This is a genomic window from Paraflavitalea sp. (genome assembly GCF_059502485.1).
On the sequence record NZ_JCACET010000010.1, the window covers coordinates 1,756,921 to 1,774,043 of the forward strand.

Consider the following 17,123-nt stretch of genomic DNA (forward strand, 5'->3'; position numbering starts at 1 on the left):
CGACCATGCAAGTTTTTGCCGGGCAGGGACTTGCCTTGAAATATTAAACCGTTATAGCATGCATAAAAGGGCAGTTCGGGAGTCGGAAGTGGAGAGTTCAGGGGCGATAAATGTAGAGCCGGGGAATGCAGTGGCAAGAGGATTACTGAATAATGGGGTATATGACAGATGTAGCCCAATAACATTGATTATACCTCGTTATTCTAATATCGTCAATAAACATCCTTGTAGCAGTAAGAAACTGCTCGTAAGGTCGTATCCCAAGCTTTGCAGGTTCCAACGTATCTGTTCTAAAAAGTTGCTCACAGTAAACGCCGGTCTTAGTATAAAATCCAAGCCTGAAGCTTATAATCTTATAGGTGGTATCCCGCAGATGTACCCTGAACCCATTTTCCAAAGAAGCACGATCCATTCTTTTCTGAGGCTCGAACGACGTGCCCCTAATAATAGAGGTATCTTTTAACCGGCTGGGAACAAAAGCTTCTACTTTGATAACCTGTGTTGGCTTACAGGAGTCAATGGGTATGTTCTGAGCAATGCCGTTCAAACAAGTGATGATGATTATGAAACAAGTCATGAACATCGTCCTGAGACTTTTGCTCAATCTAATTGTACTGTATAAGCTTGCGGGAACAGATGGCATATTTGTGCAGGCGTTTATGTGCCAATATAGAAGTTCTTATACTGAGTTGCAACCTGTCAAAAGGTTAAAAATAAACATGGCGCTCTGTAACAGAGCGCCATGTCGGTAAAGTCTTCCCTATGTTTATTTCTTCAGGTATGTTTCAAACAGCTTGTAGATGCGTTTGTATTCGTCGGTCCAGCTGCTGGGCTCCACAAAGCCATGGTCTTCCATTGGGTAAACCGCCAGCTCCCAATTGTCTTTACCCAGTTCTATGAGTTTTTGGGAAAGGCGTATGATGTCCTGGAAATGCACATTCACATCCACCATGCCGTGGCACATCAGGAGGTGTCCTTTCAGGCCTTTCGCAAAGTTGATGGGTGAGCTGCGCTGGTAGGCAATGCTGTCATTGAATGGCTCGTTCAGGATGTTGGCTGTATAGCCATGATTGTAATGTGCCCAATCCGTCACGGAACGAAGGGCGCCACCTGCGGCAAATACATCGGGCTCATTGAACATTGCCATCAAAGTAATGAAGCCTCCATAGGAACCTCCATAAAGGCCGATGTTCTTGGGGTTCACGCCCAGTTTTTCCACGAGGTATTTAGCGCCGTCTACCTGGTCGCTCAGGTCTTTGCCACCCATGTGGCGATAGATACCGGTGCGCCAGTCGCGGCCATAACCTGCGCTGCCCCGGTAATCAATGTCCAACACGGTGTATCCCTGATCAGCCAGCATATTGTGGAACATGTATTCACGGAAGTAGCTGCTCCACCATTTGTGGGCATTCTGCAGGTAGCCTGCTCCATGTACAAATATTACAGCTGGTTTGGAGGCATGGACCTGGGCCGGACGGAATAAGCGGGCGTATACATCTGCTCCGTCCTTTGCTTTAAAGGTCACTACTTCCGGATCTTTCCAGGCGTAGGCTTTGAACTCGTCTGTTTGTGCAGCTGTGGTAACTTGTTGCAGTTTGCCGCCGGGTTTGTTTTCCTGCAGGTACAACTCCCAGGGTTTGTTGCTATAGGAATAAAGAATAGCGAGCCATTTTTCATCGGGTGAAAGGGTCACCTGGTTGGCGCCTGTCATGGTAGTGATCTTTTCTGCTTTACCACCACTTACCGGCAGGCGGTAAAAGTGTTGCTCACCGGGATGTACTTCGTTGGTGGTTAAGTAGAAGTATTTCTTGTCTTTGGACAGGATGGTGCGTTGCACTTCGTACTTACCGCTTGTGAGGGCTTTTTTCTCTTTGGTTTGTACGTTGATCGTGTAGAGGTGTGAATAGCCGGTTGCTTCTGATTGGAACCAGAAAGTATTGGCATCGATCCAACCAGTACTAAAGCTGCCAAAGCCACTGGTGCCGGGGCCACCTATCCAGGCTTCATCGCGCTGGCGATCGAGCGGGGACAGTTTGCCTGTTGCGCCATTCAGCAGCATGAGCCAGCGGTCTTTGTTGTCCTGTGAACGTACTTCCACTACTGCATAATCGCCGGCGGGTGACCAGGAGGCGTTTTGAAAGCTCACCGCGCGTACAGGAGGGTTCTTGCTTTTTTCGGCATTAACGGCCGGATAATCTTTTACATAGTCGGGCAGGTCTTTGATGCCGGGTATGGAATCTACTTTCACCTGGAATACCGTGTCTTTCATGGTATCGAATACAAAGTATTCCTGTGTGCCCAGGGGTGCTCCTACTTTGGTGCGGCCGGAAATATCTTCTGTGAAACCGCTTTCCGTAACGTAGTTGGGTATGATGGTATTCTTACCGCCAGTAGCGGCTCTTGCCAGCCGGTAAGTAATAAACCGTCCATCGGCGCTGATGCTGGTACCAAAAACGGATCTGTCATCTATACCAATGGCGCGGAGTGTTTTTTCTTTGGGCAGTGCTTTGCGCATGGAGTCGGCCAGTTCACGCTTTTCCTTGCGACTTTGTAACACCAGTGAGTTTTCCAGTGATTCTTCCTGCAGCCATTTTTCCTGTGGGTTGCCGGTGGCTGCTGCTCTGTTAGGGTTGCCGGCACCGCCGCGGAAGCCACCTCCTCCACCTTGTCCACCGCCACCTCGTTGTGGGCCAGCGGCGGGCGCTGTGGGTGCTGCTGCCAGGCCTGCCTGGAAGTTGGTAAGCTGTGTGGTTGCGCCGGTAGCAATATCCCAGGCAAAGAGGTTGAGGCCACGGGTGTATACTATTTTGCTATCTCCAAAGGAGAATTGTGGACCGCTTTCAAACTCCACTGTTTGTGTAACGGGGCGCTGCTGGCCGGTCTTTACATCAACCAGGTATACATCTCCCTGCCGGGAGAACACATAATGGGTGCGTTTAGTATTGTAGCGAACACCGCTTTCGTCGAGGAATTGCTGCCGGAAAGCATAGTTCGTTTTTTGCGGAGTAAGGGAGGTCGGCGTAATGTAGTAAGTGGAATCGGATGCTGCTTTTTCGGGATTCCAGTCGAACAAAAGGTATTTGCCGTCCAATGACCAATCAGGATTGGCCGGTGATGAGCCTATCCACTTGGGATCGCGCATGATCTTATCGACGGTCAATGCGCCGGGGCTTTGGCTGTAGGCTGCTGCTGTGGTCATCAACAGGGCCACGGAAAAGAGCTGTGATTTTCTCATGATGTTAGTTAAAAATGATATGGGTGTTAGACGATTTAGAGCAAAATACCATGCAAAAAGATAAGTGCTGCGGAAAAATATATGACGAGGCCTGTTACATCCACCAGCGTAGCTACGAAAGGAGCAGAGGAGGTGGCGGGGTCGGCGCCCAGTTTCTTCAATATGATGGGAAGCATAGAACCTGATATAGTGCCCCACAATACAACTCCTATCAGGGAAACACCTACGGTAAAGGCGACCAGTATGCCATGATCGCCATAGGTATGGAAGACAGAGTTCCAGAATACGACCCTGAAGAAGCCGATGAGCCCCAGCATGGCGCCGAGCAGCAAGCCGGATATGATCTCGCGCCGCAATACGCGCCACCAATCCACGAGGGTGATCTCTCCCACGGCCATGGCCTGTATGATGAGGGTGGAAGCTTGTGATCCACTGTTGCCACCACTGGAAATAATGAGGGGTATAAATAAGGCCAGCACCACTGCCTTTTGTATCTGTCCTTCAAAATACTGCATAACCGTAGCGGTGAGCATTTCACCCAGGAATAGCACGACCAACCACACTACGCGTTTTTTAAAGAGTTTGAGGATCGGTATTTCAAGGTAGGGTTCATCCAACGCTTCGGTACCACCCATTTTCTGCATGTCTTCGCTAAACTCTTCGTTGGCCACCCACAGGATATCATCGATGGTAACGATCCCCAGCAGTACGTTTTTATCGTCTACCACCGGCAAGGCCACGCGGTTATTCATTCTAAACACCTGGTTGGCTTCTTCCTGGTCATCGTTTACATTCAGTACAATGAAGCGGTTATCGATCAGTTCGCCCACCTGCCTGTCGGGGCTGGCCAGCAATATTTCCCTGATCCTGATATCATCTACAAACTCTCCTTTATCGGTGACTACATAGATCACATCGATCGTCTCGCTCTCCTTCCCTACTTCGCGGATATGCTCCAATACTTCCTGTACCATCCAATCGACCTGTACAGCAATGTAGTCGGGCGTCATCAGCCTTCCAACACTGCTTTCGGGATAGCCCAGGAGTGACAAGGTAACGCGGCGCTCTTCGGGGTCCAGCAGCCTGATGAGTTCTTTCACCACTTCGCTGGGCAATTCTTCCAAAAAGGCGGTACGGTCATCCGCCGGTAGTTCATTTAATAATTCAGCCGTTTTATAGGGGGGTAATTCCTGTATGATGGTTTTCTGGGTGGAAAGGTCCAGTATTTTGAATACGCTGGCTGCCCGGTGCATGTTCATATGCTGGATGATCTGGCTCTCGTACTCGGGCAGTTCATTGATGAGCTCGGCCACATCGCTGATGTTCTGGTCGTTCAGAAACTCCCGGATGGAGGTCTCATTACCGCTGTGCATCAGCTCTTCAAATTGCTCCTGTAGGGTGATGTCTTCTGTGCTCATGGGCCAAATTTACGGGATTGAATGGCATATTATTTTTTCGAGATCAGAGGTGCGATCAGTGCCTCTTCAAAAATAATAACTAATTTAGAACGGTTTAGATATTAGACCCTCATACCTCGATTTTACTTATGATCCTGCCATGTTTATTTATTGCTCCTACCCGGGTGATGGGCCGTGGTGTATTTACTTCCCAGAGTCTGGAAGCGGATAGTATCGTTGAGATATCGCCGGTGATCGTGATGAACAATGATGACCGCAAGCTGCTTGACCAAACCATCCTGCATGATTATATTTTTGAATGGGGTGGTGAGCGCCAGCAATGTTGTATGGCCCTGGGTTATATTCCTATCTATAATCATTCTTACGCTTCCAACTGTGAATACGAGATGGATTATACGCATGATATCATTACCATCAAAACTGTTCGCTTTATCAAGGCGGGCGAAGAGCTGTTCATCAACTATAACGGCACCTGGGATGATGCCAAGCCGCTGTGGTTTGATGCAAAGTAATTGAAAGCTTCAGCAACGCTATTTACGAAGCGGTTGTCAATGTATACAACCGCTTAAACATGAAAAATACAACTCCTACACACACAACCCGTTTTATTCAACTGTTTATTGTTATTCTTTTTATTTCAACTGCGTTGCGTTGTAAAAAGACTACCGTCATCGAACATCCTTTTACGGATATCGAAACGCTGGATTGCAGGAACCTATTGATAAGAAGTGTTGAACTGAAAGGTGCTATCGTTGAAGTGGCAATAGAGAATACCTGTAAGAACTGTGAGGATGATTTTGTATACCTGGGCGTACTCATCACTAAAAGAGGTGCTCCCGCAGATACGATTGCGCGAACTCCCTGCTTAACCTGTTATAGCTGCCCCAAAAACGGTGAGGTAAAGAAATATGAACTTGTTACCAATCGTACAAGCCTCCCTGATATCAAAACGCTGAAGATCGACTTCGAGTATCTTTGTACGGATGTTACTTACCTGCCGAAATAATGCTCAGCTATTCTATTACTTAGTCAGTTTATACTTTACAGAGAAATAGATGCCATAACTATTCAGGTCCAGTTTTCCGTACCCTAATCCTTTTAACGGGAACTTGAAGTATGGTTCTGCCTGCAGGGAGAAGCGCTTATTAAGTGCCCGCTCAAAGCCTGCCGAGAGGTTGAGGATGGAGAACAGGTAAGTGCTGGTGGAGTCTCTTGTCCAATCTGCCTGCCTGCGGGTTCCATTATATGTATAATCGTAATTGTAGTATTCGCTCTTCATGATGTAGGAAGATGCTCCCGCACTGGCAAACCACCGTTGTTTTTTATTCACAGCAAAGTCGTACCGTATATTGATGGGAATATCCCACATTTCACAATATCCCTGTACAGTATGAATATCTATATTTCGCCACCAGCCGGTCTTTGTCCAGTCTTTACCTGCCGCAGTGTAATTTTTCTTTGTATAGAGTAATCCTGTGTTAACCGACCAACGATCATTAAAGCGATATCCTATTTGCAGGCCCACGTTGTAGCCTGCCTTATCCATATCGGTAAACTTCACATTGCTCATATCCGGGCCAGCCACCAGGCCTACTTGCAACCCTTTTTCTCTTTGTTGCTTATTTTCTATCGGTGCTTCTTCCGGAGCAGGCGTTACTGCCGGGTTTAAGGATGGCGCTTTGATGCCTTCCAGTTTATTGTTCCAAACTATATCAGCCACCATACTGGGACGAAGCGAGGCTTCAGCTTCCAATTCGTCTGTAGAATTAATAACTACCGGTTGTTTTTTATGATGTTTTACAGGCTCCCGTTTGTCAGAAAGAGGCATTTCACCTATTACCAGGACTTCCTGGCCATCATCATCAGCGGATGTTTGCGCTGCTTTCTTCCTTAAAAGACTTTCTTTCTTATCGTTTTTTGTTGCTGTAGTATTATTGGGTTGCGGAGTGTTACCCAGTGGTTTGCCGGCAGCGACCTCCTCTGGAGTAATGATTGTTCCGGCCGGCAGGGTATTGGCATCACTTCCCGGGGCAGTGGTTGCATTTTCGGGGGCAGTGCTGGCGGCGCCCTCAGGAGCCGGGGTACTCCCCACATTTGGGGATGGTTGGTTATCGGCAGGGTTTGTATTTTGGGGAGCCTTTTCAGCTGGTGTTGCTTTATCTGCATGGGCTACCTGGACAGTGTTGCTGTTCTTGTTGGTCATCGTCCACAGCAAGCCGCCACCCGCCAGCAATACGATCAGGAACAGCCAGAACAGAAAGCGCCTGCGCTCCTTCTCTTCTTTGAGTGGCAGTTCCCTGTTGAGCCGGTTTTCCAGCGTTTCCCAACCCGACGTACTTGCTTCTACATCGTATTGTTCGGCTGCTTCCCTGCTCAAACGGTCAAGGTCGTTATCATTGAGGGGATACATACACGTTGTACTGTGTTTTATTCAACAATAGTTTTCTGAGGTTGTCTCTGGCTTTTGATAAGTTGGATTTTGAAGCGCCCACTGAAATCCCCAGCACATTGGCTATTTCCTCATGACTTAATCCTTCTATCACAAACAGGTTGAACACGGCTCTGTAGCCGGGTGACAACAAGCGGACTGCTTCTATTATTTCTTTATACGATAAAATATCTATGCCGGTTTCACTATGGTCCGGAATGGATTCAGATTCATGGTTCAATACGTGACCGCTCACCGAGGCGTTCATTTTTCGGTAGTGGTCGATACAGGTATTGATCAGGATACGCTTGAACCATCCTTTGAGGGACAGCAAGGTATCTTCCTGACGGTTCTCGTCAAACTGATGCACGTTCTTGAACAGTTTGACAAAACCTTCGTTCATGATCTCTTCTGACTCTTCCTGGGCATTGGTGTAACGGTAACAAATCTTCATAGCAAACCCGCGGAGCAGGTAATAGAGCTCCTTTTGACTGTTACGGTCATTTTGACGACAGCCGTTCAACAGGGCAGAAATTTTCGGGTTATCTGCGAGCAAGGGATGGTTGGTTTACAATTGTAAAACTTCTTTAATAAGTTACAATATATTTCCGGAACACCCCATAATACGGAGCATGGCTCCTATTGGTTGCCGCTCCCGGATTTTTATTTCGTTCTGCATCCTGGCTGTCTTTACCGTTTCATACTCAACAGGTTAGCTGGTGGCCGACCAATCAGTACGATACTGCCTTTTATATATGCCTGTATTTGAATATAATCTTTTTGGGGCAATAGACCCAATACCTTAACGCTTTCGAGCTTACCTGTAGTACTCATCCAGTCGGTAACCTGCTGGTTGAGGCGGGCTTCTATAAGGGCTTTATTTTTCTGGATAAGGGCGGCAATGTCGAGCACCGACTTGCCCTGGAGCTCTTTCATGATCCTTTTACGGAACATGCCTTTGGCAATGTTGACCAGGATATCCTTGGTATCCAGGGCAAAGGTAATATCGGGCATGGAAAGGTATTGGCGGGCCGTGTCCAGCACGGGGGTGCCGCTGAGGTGCAATACGCCTTTGCGGTTGCCGGTAAAAGACACATCGACTGCTATTTTACCGTCGTTGCTGCCCCGTACGTTGACGTCTTTGATCACGAAGGTGCGGCCTTCTACTTCGAATGGTTTATTGCTAAGGCTGTCGTTCAGCAGCTTGTTGAAGAATTTGTATTCATATACGGCATCAAAATAGGTGCTGATGGTACCGCTGTTATCGGTCCCGGAAATGGGTGGCAGTGGCGCTCTTGTCACCAGCCGGTTGCTATCGGACGAGAATTTAGGGCTTCCCTGAAAGCCGAGGGCGAAGTACAAGGTGTCACGGTTTACATTGAAGCTGCTCACCTGCAGCTTGGTGGGGTTGAGGTTAAGGAATCCATATTTGCTGACGGCCATCACGCGGCTGCCGCCACCACGCCATTGCTGCAGAAAGGCATTGTTGTTGACAGCCTGTACAAACTTGTCGAAAGTGCTGCAATAGCTTTCTACAGATGCCTTGATGCTGTCCATGATCTCGGAAGTCATGTCATTTTGCAGCAGCGTCACCTGGCACTTGTCGATAGGCTTTAAGGCTTCGAGCCGGGTAGCGGTCGCTATCTGGTGGTTGGGCAGCAGGTTGAGCACCGAGCTGATGTTGAGATCTACCCGGCGTAATGCCTCATCACCAAAACCGCAGCTGCCACTCACCCAGGGTGATACTTGTTTGTCGAATGCACACACGCAACGGCTGCCGGCAATCTGGTAATTGCCACGGAAACCAATGTTCACTTTATTGTTGACGCAGGTGATCACAAAAGGGGAACGCACGAAACGGTATTTGTAGCGAAAGTCGCAACCGCTTTGCATATAATTGGGCCATTTATCGCTGGTAAACTCTTTGGCCGTCATGCTGTCCATCAGGTTCAGCAGCGGCCTCATGTATACCTTAATAGGAATATTGATCTGCGACACCGGGAGGGCTGGCAACAGGCGGGCGGGTGGCTCACTGGCCGTTGTAACCGCTTTTTTTGCGCCTCCGCAGGATGTCAGGAAAAACAGGGTAACAATGATACAAGGGATCGGCAGGAATTTCATGGCGTAAATATATAGTCTGAACCGCGATTTTCAGGTATTTAAAGGATTAACAGGATGTGAAAAAGGCCGTCCTTGCGGGACGGCCTCTATGAGACTATGCACACTTTTGGGAAGATAAAAATTACTATTTATGCCCGTTGTTTGGCAGGTGCTTTGCGTTTGCCTTTCAGGGCTTCATCGATGGCCTTGCGCAATCCATCGAAGGTGGGTTTACCTGTATATAATTCTCCGTTGATGAAGAAAGCAGGAACATCTCTTACACCCATAGAGAGACCATCTAACAGATCGGCCCTCACTGTCCAGCCATAGAATGAATCGATCAGCCGGGGCAGGAAATGCTTATCGGAAACGCCTGCTTCCCTGCTATATTCTTTCAGGCTTGCAGTACCCAGGTGCTTACGGTTCCTGAATATGACCTCATGCATTTCCCAAAACTTACCAGCCTGCCCTGCTCCTACCGCTGCTTCAGCTGCTTTGTGGGCCCGCTGGTGTATTTGCGTAAGGGGGAAATGCCGGTAGTTGAACCGCACCTCATCGCCATAGGTATGGAGGATCTTTTTAATTACTTCATGCGCTTTCGCGCATTCTTCGCTTTCATAATCGCCAAACTCCACCAGTTTCACCGGGGCACTGGCAGGTCCCTGCCAGATGTCCTTGGGTGAAATGATCTCGATGACCTTAGGTTTATTGTTTACTGCCATATGTTAAGTATAGTTTTATACGCCAAATGCACAGATAATCAACCGATTAGCTGTGCAGTAAATAAAAAGCCACTCCGCTCGCGGCAGAATGGCTTTGGTAATATGTTATTAAGACGGTTTTAGTCTCTGATTGGTGGCATGCCTGTTTAAGAAGTGATGTGATTGGGCACTTCGTTCCTGAATACTACCACCCCGTCGAATACGTCTACCAACACCGGGTGCGTCCTGTCGACATCGCCTGCCAGTATCTTTTTGGACAACTGGTTCACGATCTCTTTCTGGATAAGCCGCTTAAGCGGACGGGCGCCGAACTGGGGATCGAATCCATTCTCTGCCAGATAGTCTACCGCATATTCACTGAACTGGAGGTCGATGCCATTGGCGGCCACTAACTTCCGCAGGTTGTTCAACTGGATCGTAATAATGCCCCTGATCTCTTTTTTGAGTAATGGCTGGAACATGATCACCTCATCTACCCGGTTCAAAAACTCGGGGCGGATGGTTTGCCGCAACAGGTTCATCACTTCCACTTTTGCTTTTTCTGTAGCATCTTCCAGGTTGCGTTCGTTCACGCCTTCAAAGGCTTCCTGTATGAGGTGGCTACCAATGTTGCTGGTCATGATGATGATCGTATTCTTGAAGTTCACCACCCGGCCTTTATTGTCGGTAAGGCGTCCATCATCCAATACCTGCAGCAGTACGTTCCATACATCGGGGTGTGCTTTCTCAATCTCGTCGAGCAATACCACACTATAGGGCTTACGTCTTACAGCTTCGGAGAGTTGTCCTCCTTCGTCATAACCAACGTATCCCGGAGGGGCGCCTACCAGTCGCGACACCGTATGTTTTTCCTGGTACTCACTCATGTCAATGCGCGTCATCATACCTTCGTCGTCGAAGAGGTATTCGGCCAGGGCTTTCGCCAGTTCCGTTTTACCTACCCCGGTAGTACCAAGGAAGATGAAGGAACCGATAGGCTTCCTGGGATCCTGTAACCCTGCGCGACTACGGCGGATAGCATCCGCTACGGCGGTAATTGCTTCTTCCTGACCTACCACACGTTCATGGAGGTGTTCTTCCAGGTGCAACAGTTTTTCTTTCTCACTCTGCAACATACGCGTTACCGGTATACCGGTAGCCTTCGCCACATTTTCTGCAATGTCTTCCGCGTCTACTTCTTCTTTCAACAAGCGCTTCTCATTAATTCCTGCCAACTCTCCTGTAAGTTCTCCAATGATCTTTTCCTGTTCTTTGATCTTGCCGTAGCGTATTTCAGCTACCTTACCGTATTCGCCATTTCGCTCGGCCTGTTCAGCTTCGAGCTTCAGTTGCTCGATCGCTGCTTTGGCATTCTGTACTTTATCTACTACTTCTTTTTCTGCTTTCCATTTTGCTTTGAATGTATCGCGCTCTACGCTCAGGTTGGCAATCTCTGTATTGAGCTCGCGCAGCTTGTATTCATCGTTCTCACGTTTGATGGCTTCGCGCTCAATTTCCAACTGGCGTATTTGTCTTTCCAGCTTGTCCAGCTCTTCGGGCATGCTGTTCATTTCGAGGCGCAGCTTAGCGGCGCTCTCATCGATCAGGTCGATGGCCTTATCGGGCAGGAAACGATCGGTAATGTACCGGTGTGACAATTCCACTGCTGCGATGATGGCTTCGTCTTTGATGCGCACATGGTGGTGCGTTTCGTAACGATCTTTCAATCCGCGCAGGATAGATATGGCATCTTCCACGCTGGGTTCTTCGATCATTACTTTCTGGAACCGGCGTTCCAGGGCTTTATCTTTCTCGAAAAACTTCTGGTATTCATTGAGGGTTGTAGCACCAATGGCTCTCAACTCTCCTCTTGCCAGGGCAGGCTTCAGGATATTGGCTGCATCCATAGCACCTTCTCCACCACCTGCACCTACGAGGGTGTGTATCTCATCGATAAAGAGCACGATCTCTCCTTCGCTGGTGCTCACTTCTTTTACTACGCCTTTCAGTCTTTCTTCAAATTCTCCTTTATACTTGGCACCGGCAATGAGCTGTCCCATGTCCAGTGCATAAATGATCTTCGACTTTAAGTTATCTGGTACATCGCCATTCACAATGCGTATGGCCAACCCTTCTGCAATAGCTGTTTTACCTACGCCGGGCTCACCCACCAGGATAGGGTTATTCTTACTACGGCGTGAAAGGATATGCAGGGTACGGCGAATCTCTTCGTCCCTACCGATCACGGGGTCCAGTTTGCCCTGGCGCGCCAGTTCGTTGAGGTTCTTCGCATATTTGTTCAGTGCGTTGAACTGGGTTTCCTGGGTCTGGCTTTTAATGGTATCGCCTTTGCGCAGGTCTTTGGTAGCAGCTACCAGTCCTTTTTCGGTAAGGCCGGCATCTTTCAACAACCGCGCGGTATTATCGCTGCCTTGCACGATGGCCAATAACAGGTGTTCTACGCTCACGAATTCATCGCCAAACTGCTTGAGGGTGGTACCCGCACGCAGGATAGCATTGTTGGCATCCCGGCTGATAGCCTGCGCCGGCTGTGCATCGCCATTTACTTTGGGCAGCTTATCAATCGCATCCCGCAGCTTGCTTTCCAGGAGGTTCACTGTCACATTATTTTTCTTCAGCAGGTATTCTACCGGAGAATCTTCCTGGTCCAGCAAGCTCTTGAGCAGGTGCTCTGTTTCTATATTTACATTCCCCTGGTTAAAAGCGATCTGCTGTGCCTGTGCGATCACTTCCTGGGCCTTAATGGTAAAGTTGTTTAAGTTCATAGTCTCTTTGTTTGTGTTTTGGCGGCCGGTAGCTGGGAAGGATAGGCTTAAATTCTTCGTTAATAACAACATTGTGCCAACCCTCAAGGTTCAGTTACCGTAACTTCCAATAACTTTATCCCTTATCGCAAATCACAATCCAACCAAAAATTTCCGGCATTTATGTCATTAAAAACGCCCCGAACCTGCCCAAAATTCAGTCTGTCCCTGTTTTTCCTGTTAATGTTGCAGTTTGCCTATACCCAGGACTTCAGCAGCGTGGACCAATTGCTGGAAAAGAACAAGAAGTTGTTGGGTAACAATGTAGTAGCGTTGGTGTGGAAGGATGGCAAGCTGATTTACCAGAAGGCGATCGGTACGGATTTCAACGGCAAAACGCAGGCGCCTATTGCCAGTTGCAGCAAGTGGATCACGGCTGCTACTATCATGGCGTTGGTTGACGAGGGTAAGCTGGACCTGGACGATCCTGTTGTAAAGTACATTCCCGTATTGGAGAAATATATGAAGGGCTATATCACCATCCGTCAATGTCTGTCGCATACTACTGGTATAGACAATGGTAAGGGTGGCCTGGCCAAAGTATTTGAGCGCCGCAAGTTTGACAACCTGGAGGATGAAGCCAATTCAATTGCCGCAAAAGAGATCTCCAACAACCCCGGTAAGGAGTTTGCTTATGGCAGCAGCGGTCTCAACCTGGCAGCACGCTGTGCAGAGGTGGTGAGCAAGAAAGATTTTTCACGGCTGGTGCAGGAGAAGATCACCCGTCCGTTGAAAATGCGGGCCACCACTTTTGTGAACGATAATGGTAATGCTCCCAATCCTTCGGGTGGCGCCCAATCGACCGCTAATGATTATATGAACTTCCTCATCATGATCCTGAACAAAGGGATGTTTGAAGGCAAACGTGTGTTGAGCGAAGCATCGATCGCGGAAATGCAGAAGAACCACTTTCCCGGGTTGCCCGTCAAGTTTACGCCCAAGATAGCAGAGGGCTATGAGTATGGTTTAGGTGAGTGGATACAAGAGAAGGATGCCAGTGGCAATGCAACTGTAGTGAGCAGTCCCGGCTTGTTTGGTACCTGGCCTTATATCGATAAATGCCGCAATTATGCCGCCATCATCTTTGTGAAAACATTACTGGGCGAACAGAAGAAAGACTTTTACCTGCAGTTTAAAGAGGCTGTTGATGAGCAAGTTGGTCCTTGTAAATAGCGGACACCAGCTACCCTGCCGTTTTTGGTGTAAATGGCTGTTTTGGACTTGTTGTGCTATTAATACGGGATTAGTACGGCTTTACTACGGCTTAAGTACGGCTTAACCCCGGCTTAACTGCGGCTCAAGTACAAGCTTTCCTGCACACAAAAATACATTGAACAGTTAAGCAACTGCCAACAGGTGACCGAAATGGCCGTAAATGCCCTGAAATGACCGGTTATTAATTTATAAGTTTTTCAGCAAGGCATTCTTCCACTCACCATAGATGTCTTTGTATTGCTCCTGCAATCCTTTTTCCGGCTCCAGTTTTTTGATCACGTTCATGCCAGCAAAGCAGGATTTAAAATCGGGATAGATGCCTGCGCCTACGCCTGCAGCGCGGGCTGCACCGGCCGCGCCATCTGTATTATACAGCTCGACTGTGCAGCCAGTGGTATTGGCAAATACGCTTCCAAATATTTCACTGAGGAACATGTTGGCATATCCTGCACGGATGGTCTTCAGTTGCATGCCCATCTGTTGCATGATCTCCATACCATATTGCAGAGAGAATACAATGCCTTCCTGTGCTGCGCGGGCTACATGTCCACGATCGTGGCGGTTGAATTGTAAGCCCTGAAGGATGGCGCCAATGTCTTTGTTCTCCAATACACGCTCGGCACCATTGCCGAAGGGGAAGAAACGAAGTCCATCTGAACCGGGCGGTACGGCAGCGGCCTGTGCATTCATATCAGCATAGGAGGCTGTGCCAAAGAAGTTTTTACGCAGCCAGCTATTGAGGATGCCGGTGCCATTTACGCATAGTAAAATACCATAACGAGGTTTCTCTTCTGTGTGGCTTACATGCACAAAGGTGTTTACTCTTGACTTGGGATCGTATTCCACCTTGTCGGTAACACCGTATACCACACCCGAAGTACCAGCTGTGGCAGCTACTTCGCCGGGTTGTAATACGTTGAGTGAATAAGCATTGTTGGGCTGGTCGCCGGCACGATAGCTCACTGGTATGCCTGCTTTCAGGTCCAGCAGTTCAGCAGCCTCCTGTGTTACCCTACCCTGCTCTCCAAAGGTGGGCACGATAGTAGACAACAGGCTTTCGTCTATGCCGTAATAATTGAGCAGGTCTTTGGCAATGCTCTTTGTCTTAAAGTTCCACAAGATGCCTTCTGACAAACCAGAAACCGTGGTGGTAGCATCGCCTGTGAGCCGCAGGGCAATGTAATCGCCGGGCAGCATGATCTTGTGTATCTTTTTATAGAGTTCGGGCTCATTCTCTTTCACCCACTTCAATTTGGAAGCGGTGAAGTTGCCCGGAGAGTTCAGGAAATTGGAAAGGCTGAAATCTTCTCCGAGGGCTTCAAAGGCTTTGTTGCCATATTCTACGGCCCTGCCATCACACCAGATGATAGACGGACGCAATGGCTTTCCTGCTTTGTCTACACACACCAGGCCGTGCATCTGGTAGGAAATACCGATAGCAGCCACCTCATCGCCTTTGAAAGGGGTTTGCTGGCGCAGTTTTTTAAGCGCGTGCTGCAACTCCTGCCACCACATATCGGGGTCCTGCTCGGCAAAACCGGTTTTAGGGGCAGCAATGGGCATTTCCTCGGAAGGAGAAAAGGCTGTAGCTGCTATCTTACCACTGGAAATTTCTATTAAAGCGGCTTTTATGGAGGAGGAGCCGATATCGATGCCGAGTAAATATTTCACAATCGCTTTTTATGTAATCAATTAGGTTTTCTAACCGGGTAGCCAATTTAGGCATTTTATCTTTCATAAATTGCGTCGGTAAGGAAGAATCCCGAATTGAGAAACACGGAACAACATACCACCCTTGTCAAATCCTTTGCGGCTCAGCTGGGGTTTGAGTACTGCGGCATCGCCCGGGCGCAACGGCTGGACGATGATGCCCGGCGGTTGGAGAACTGGCTGCACCAGGGTATGCATGGTTCTATGCAGTACATGGAGAACCACTTCGAGCTGCGGATAGATCCTACGAAGCTGGTACCGGGCGCTCAATCGGTGATTACTTTGCTGTTGAATTATTACCCGGCAGAGCTACAGGCCCCGGATGCGCCCCAAATAGCCAAATATGCCTATGGCAAGGATTACCATGAAGTGATACGTACAAAGCTCAACAGGATGCTGGCGATGATGAGAGAACAGATCGGCGAGGTACAGGGAAGGGGCTTTGTAGATTCGGCACCCGTATTGGAAAGAACCTGGGCACAACGTAGCGGCCTGGGGTGGATCGGCAAAAATGGAAATATGCTTACCAAGCAGGCTGGTTCTTTTTTCTTTATCGCCACGCTTATTACCGATCTTCCTTTGCTGTATGATGATCCTTTTGCCAAAGACTATTGCGGCACCTGTCGCAAATGTATCGACGCCTGTCCTACTGATGCCATCCTGGAAAATAAGGTAGTTGACGGCAGTAAGTGTATTTCTTATTTTACCATCGAACTGAAGGAGAAGCTGATCCCCGGAGAGATGGCCAATAAGTTCGACAACTGGTTTTTTGGCTGCGATACCTGTCAGGATGTATGTCCCTGGAACCGGTTTTCCCAACCTACCCGGGAGACCGAATTCTCGCCGATACCTGAGTTGCTTAATTTCACTACGGCCGAATGGCAATCGCTCACAGAAGATGCTTTTAAAAAGATCTTCCGACATTCTCCGCTCAAGCGCTCTAAATTCCACGGTATACAACGTAATTTAAACTTCGTACAAAACCCGGATCATGGAAAAGCCACTAGTGAATAAGAAGTATACTTTGCAACGAATGCCTGGCAAAGGCGGCTGGACGTTTATAGTCATCAAAGAGATCACCCCTGATATGAGAGGTATCAGAGGTATGGTACAAGTGAAAGGGCTTATTGACGACACGTACGAAATCAAAAGCTTCAACCTGATGCCGATGAGCAATGGTTGCATGTTCATGCCTGTAAAAGCGGAGATCCGCAAGCTGCTCAAAAAAGGTGAAGGCGACCAGGTAAAGCTGGTATTGTATGCTGATGCCGATCCACTGGACATCCCTCCTGACCTGTTGGAATGCCTGCGCGATGAGCCTGTGGCCCACAAAAAATTCTTTGCTTTTCCGGAAAGCGAACAAAAGCAATACATCGACTGGATATACGGTGCTAAAAAAGAAGAAACCCGGATAGAACGGATGGCCGAAGCCATTAACCGTTTAACCCGGGGTCTTACTTTGAGACAGAAGAATAGCGATGAATGAACGAT

13 protein-coding genes are annotated in these 17,123 nt (G+C 48.4%); 5 read left to right on the plus strand and 8 right to left on the minus strand.

Annotated features, from left to right (window positions below):
• Nucleotides 1-766: 766 nt before the first annotated feature.
• A complete protein-coding gene (locus AC5JBY_RS24220; RefSeq protein WP_495907246.1) occupies nt 767-3,235 on the minus strand; it encodes a S9 family peptidase in 2,469 nt (822 codons plus the stop codon).
• Nucleotides 3,236-3,270: 35 nt separating this feature from the next.
• On the minus strand, nt 3,271-4,653 hold the full coding sequence (mgtE, locus tag AC5JBY_RS24225; RefSeq protein ID WP_495907247.1) for a magnesium transporter: 1,383 nt from the start codon (nt 4,651-4,653) through the stop codon (nt 3,271-3,273).
• Between the two features lie 128 nt (nt 4,654-4,781).
• Between mgtE and AC5JBY_RS24230 the strand changes: the two genes are divergently transcribed.
• Nucleotides 4,782-5,165 (plus strand): SET domain-containing protein, encoded by a 384-nt coding sequence (locus AC5JBY_RS24230; protein WP_495907248.1) that lies wholly within the window; start codon nt 4,782-4,784, stop codon nt 5,163-5,165.
• 59 nt (nt 5,166-5,224) lie between these two features.
• Nucleotides 5,225-5,659 carry a hypothetical protein gene (locus tag AC5JBY_RS24235; protein ID WP_495907249.1) on the plus strand — a complete coding sequence of 145 codons (435 nt, stop codon included), beginning with the start codon at nt 5,225-5,227 and terminating at the stop codon, nt 5,657-5,659.
• A 15-nt stretch (nt 5,660-5,674) separates the two neighbouring features.
• Here AC5JBY_RS24235 and AC5JBY_RS24240 read toward each other — a convergent pair whose 3' ends face one another.
• The 5 genes from AC5JBY_RS24240 to clpB all read right to left on the minus strand — a co-directional run bounded on the left by AC5JBY_RS24240 (nt 5,675) and on the right by clpB (nt 12,668).
• Entirely contained in the window at nt 5,675-7,063 is a 1,389-nt protein-coding gene (locus AC5JBY_RS24240) for a porin family protein (RefSeq protein WP_495907250.1), read from the minus strand.
• A complete protein-coding gene (locus AC5JBY_RS24245) occupies nt 7,047-7,637 on the minus strand; it encodes an RNA polymerase sigma factor (protein WP_495907251.1) in 591 nt (196 codons plus the stop codon). Before AC5JBY_RS24245 ends, AC5JBY_RS24240 begins: the two co-directional genes overlap by 17 nt.
• 134 nt (nt 7,638-7,771) lie before the next feature.
• Nucleotides 7,772-9,202: a DUF4403 family protein gene (locus AC5JBY_RS24250; protein ID WP_495907252.1), complete on the minus strand. Its 1,431-nt coding sequence runs from the start codon at nt 9,200-9,202 to the stop codon at nt 7,772-7,774.
• 128 nt (nt 9,203-9,330) lie between these two features.
• Nucleotides 9,331-9,903, minus strand: coding sequence for a DsbA family protein (locus tag AC5JBY_RS24255; RefSeq protein ID WP_495907253.1), 573 nt, complete (start codon nt 9,901-9,903; stop codon nt 9,331-9,333).
• A 146-nt stretch (nt 9,904-10,049) separates the two neighbouring features.
• Nucleotides 10,050-12,668 (minus strand): ATP-dependent chaperone ClpB, encoded by a 2,619-nt coding sequence (gene clpB, locus AC5JBY_RS24260; RefSeq protein WP_495907254.1) that lies wholly within the window; start codon nt 12,666-12,668, stop codon nt 10,050-10,052.
• A 162-nt stretch (nt 12,669-12,830) separates the two neighbouring features.
• Between clpB and AC5JBY_RS24265 the strand changes: the two genes are divergently transcribed.
• Nucleotides 12,831-13,880 (plus strand): serine hydrolase domain-containing protein, encoded by a 1,050-nt coding sequence (locus tag AC5JBY_RS24265; RefSeq protein ID WP_495907255.1) that lies wholly within the window; start codon nt 12,831-12,833, stop codon nt 13,878-13,880.
• A gap of 228 nt (nt 13,881-14,108) precedes the next feature.
• On the opposite strand, the gene AC5JBY_RS24270 is transcribed toward AC5JBY_RS24265, so the two are convergent.
• The gene (locus AC5JBY_RS24270) at nt 14,109-15,593 is read right to left on the minus strand and encodes a xylulokinase (RefSeq protein WP_495907256.1); all 1,485 of its coding nucleotides are present in this window, start codon (nt 15,591-15,593) and stop codon (nt 14,109-14,111) included.
• A gap of 96 nt (nt 15,594-15,689) precedes the next feature.
• Between AC5JBY_RS24270 and queG the strand changes: the two genes are divergently transcribed.
• Nucleotides 15,690-16,646: a tRNA epoxyqueuosine(34) reductase QueG gene (gene queG, locus AC5JBY_RS24275; protein ID WP_495907257.1), complete on the plus strand. Its 957-nt coding sequence runs from the start codon at nt 15,690-15,692 to the stop codon at nt 16,644-16,646.
• On the plus strand, nt 16,624-17,118 hold the full coding sequence (locus AC5JBY_RS24280) for a YdeI/OmpD-associated family protein (RefSeq protein ID WP_495907258.1): 495 nt from the start codon (nt 16,624-16,626) through the stop codon (nt 17,116-17,118). Before queG ends, AC5JBY_RS24280 begins: the two co-directional genes overlap by 23 nt.
• Nucleotides 17,119-17,123: the final 5 nt, after the last annotated feature.

Bases quoted from the DNA above. Each gene is read 5' to 3' on its own strand.
- AC5JBY_RS24255 (WP_495907253.1), bottom strand. From the start codon at position 9,903: ATGGCAGTAAACAATAAACCTAAGGTCATCGAGATCATTTCACCCAAG.
- AC5JBY_RS24235 (WP_495907249.1), top strand. From the start codon at position 5,225: ATGAAAAATACAACTCCTACACACACAACCCGTTTTATTCAACTGTTT.
- mgtE (WP_495907247.1), bottom strand. From the start codon at position 4,653: ATGAGCACAGAAGACATCACCCTACAGGAGCAATTTGAAGAGCTGATG.
- AC5JBY_RS24265 (WP_495907255.1), top strand. From the start codon at position 12,831: ATGTCATTAAAAACGCCCCGAACCTGCCCAAAATTCAGTCTGTCCCTG.
- AC5JBY_RS24280 (WP_495907258.1), top strand. From the start codon at position 16,624: ATGGAAAAGCCACTAGTGAATAAGAAGTATACTTTGCAACGAATGCCT.
- AC5JBY_RS24230 (WP_495907248.1), top strand. From the start codon at position 4,782: ATGATCCTGCCATGTTTATTTATTGCTCCTACCCGGGTGATGGGCCGT.
- clpB (WP_495907254.1), bottom strand. From the start codon at position 12,668: ATGAACTTAAACAACTTTACCATTAAGGCCCAGGAAGTGATCGCACAG.
- AC5JBY_RS24220 (WP_495907246.1), bottom strand. From the start codon at position 3,235: ATGAGAAAATCACAGCTCTTTTCCGTGGCCCTGTTGATGACCACAGCA.
- AC5JBY_RS24240 (WP_495907250.1), bottom strand. From the start codon at position 7,063: ATGTATCCCCTCAATGATAACGACCTTGACCGTTTGAGCAGGGAAGCA.
- AC5JBY_RS24250 (WP_495907252.1), bottom strand. From the start codon at position 9,202: ATGAAATTCCTGCCGATCCCTTGTATCATTGTTACCCTGTTTTTCCTG.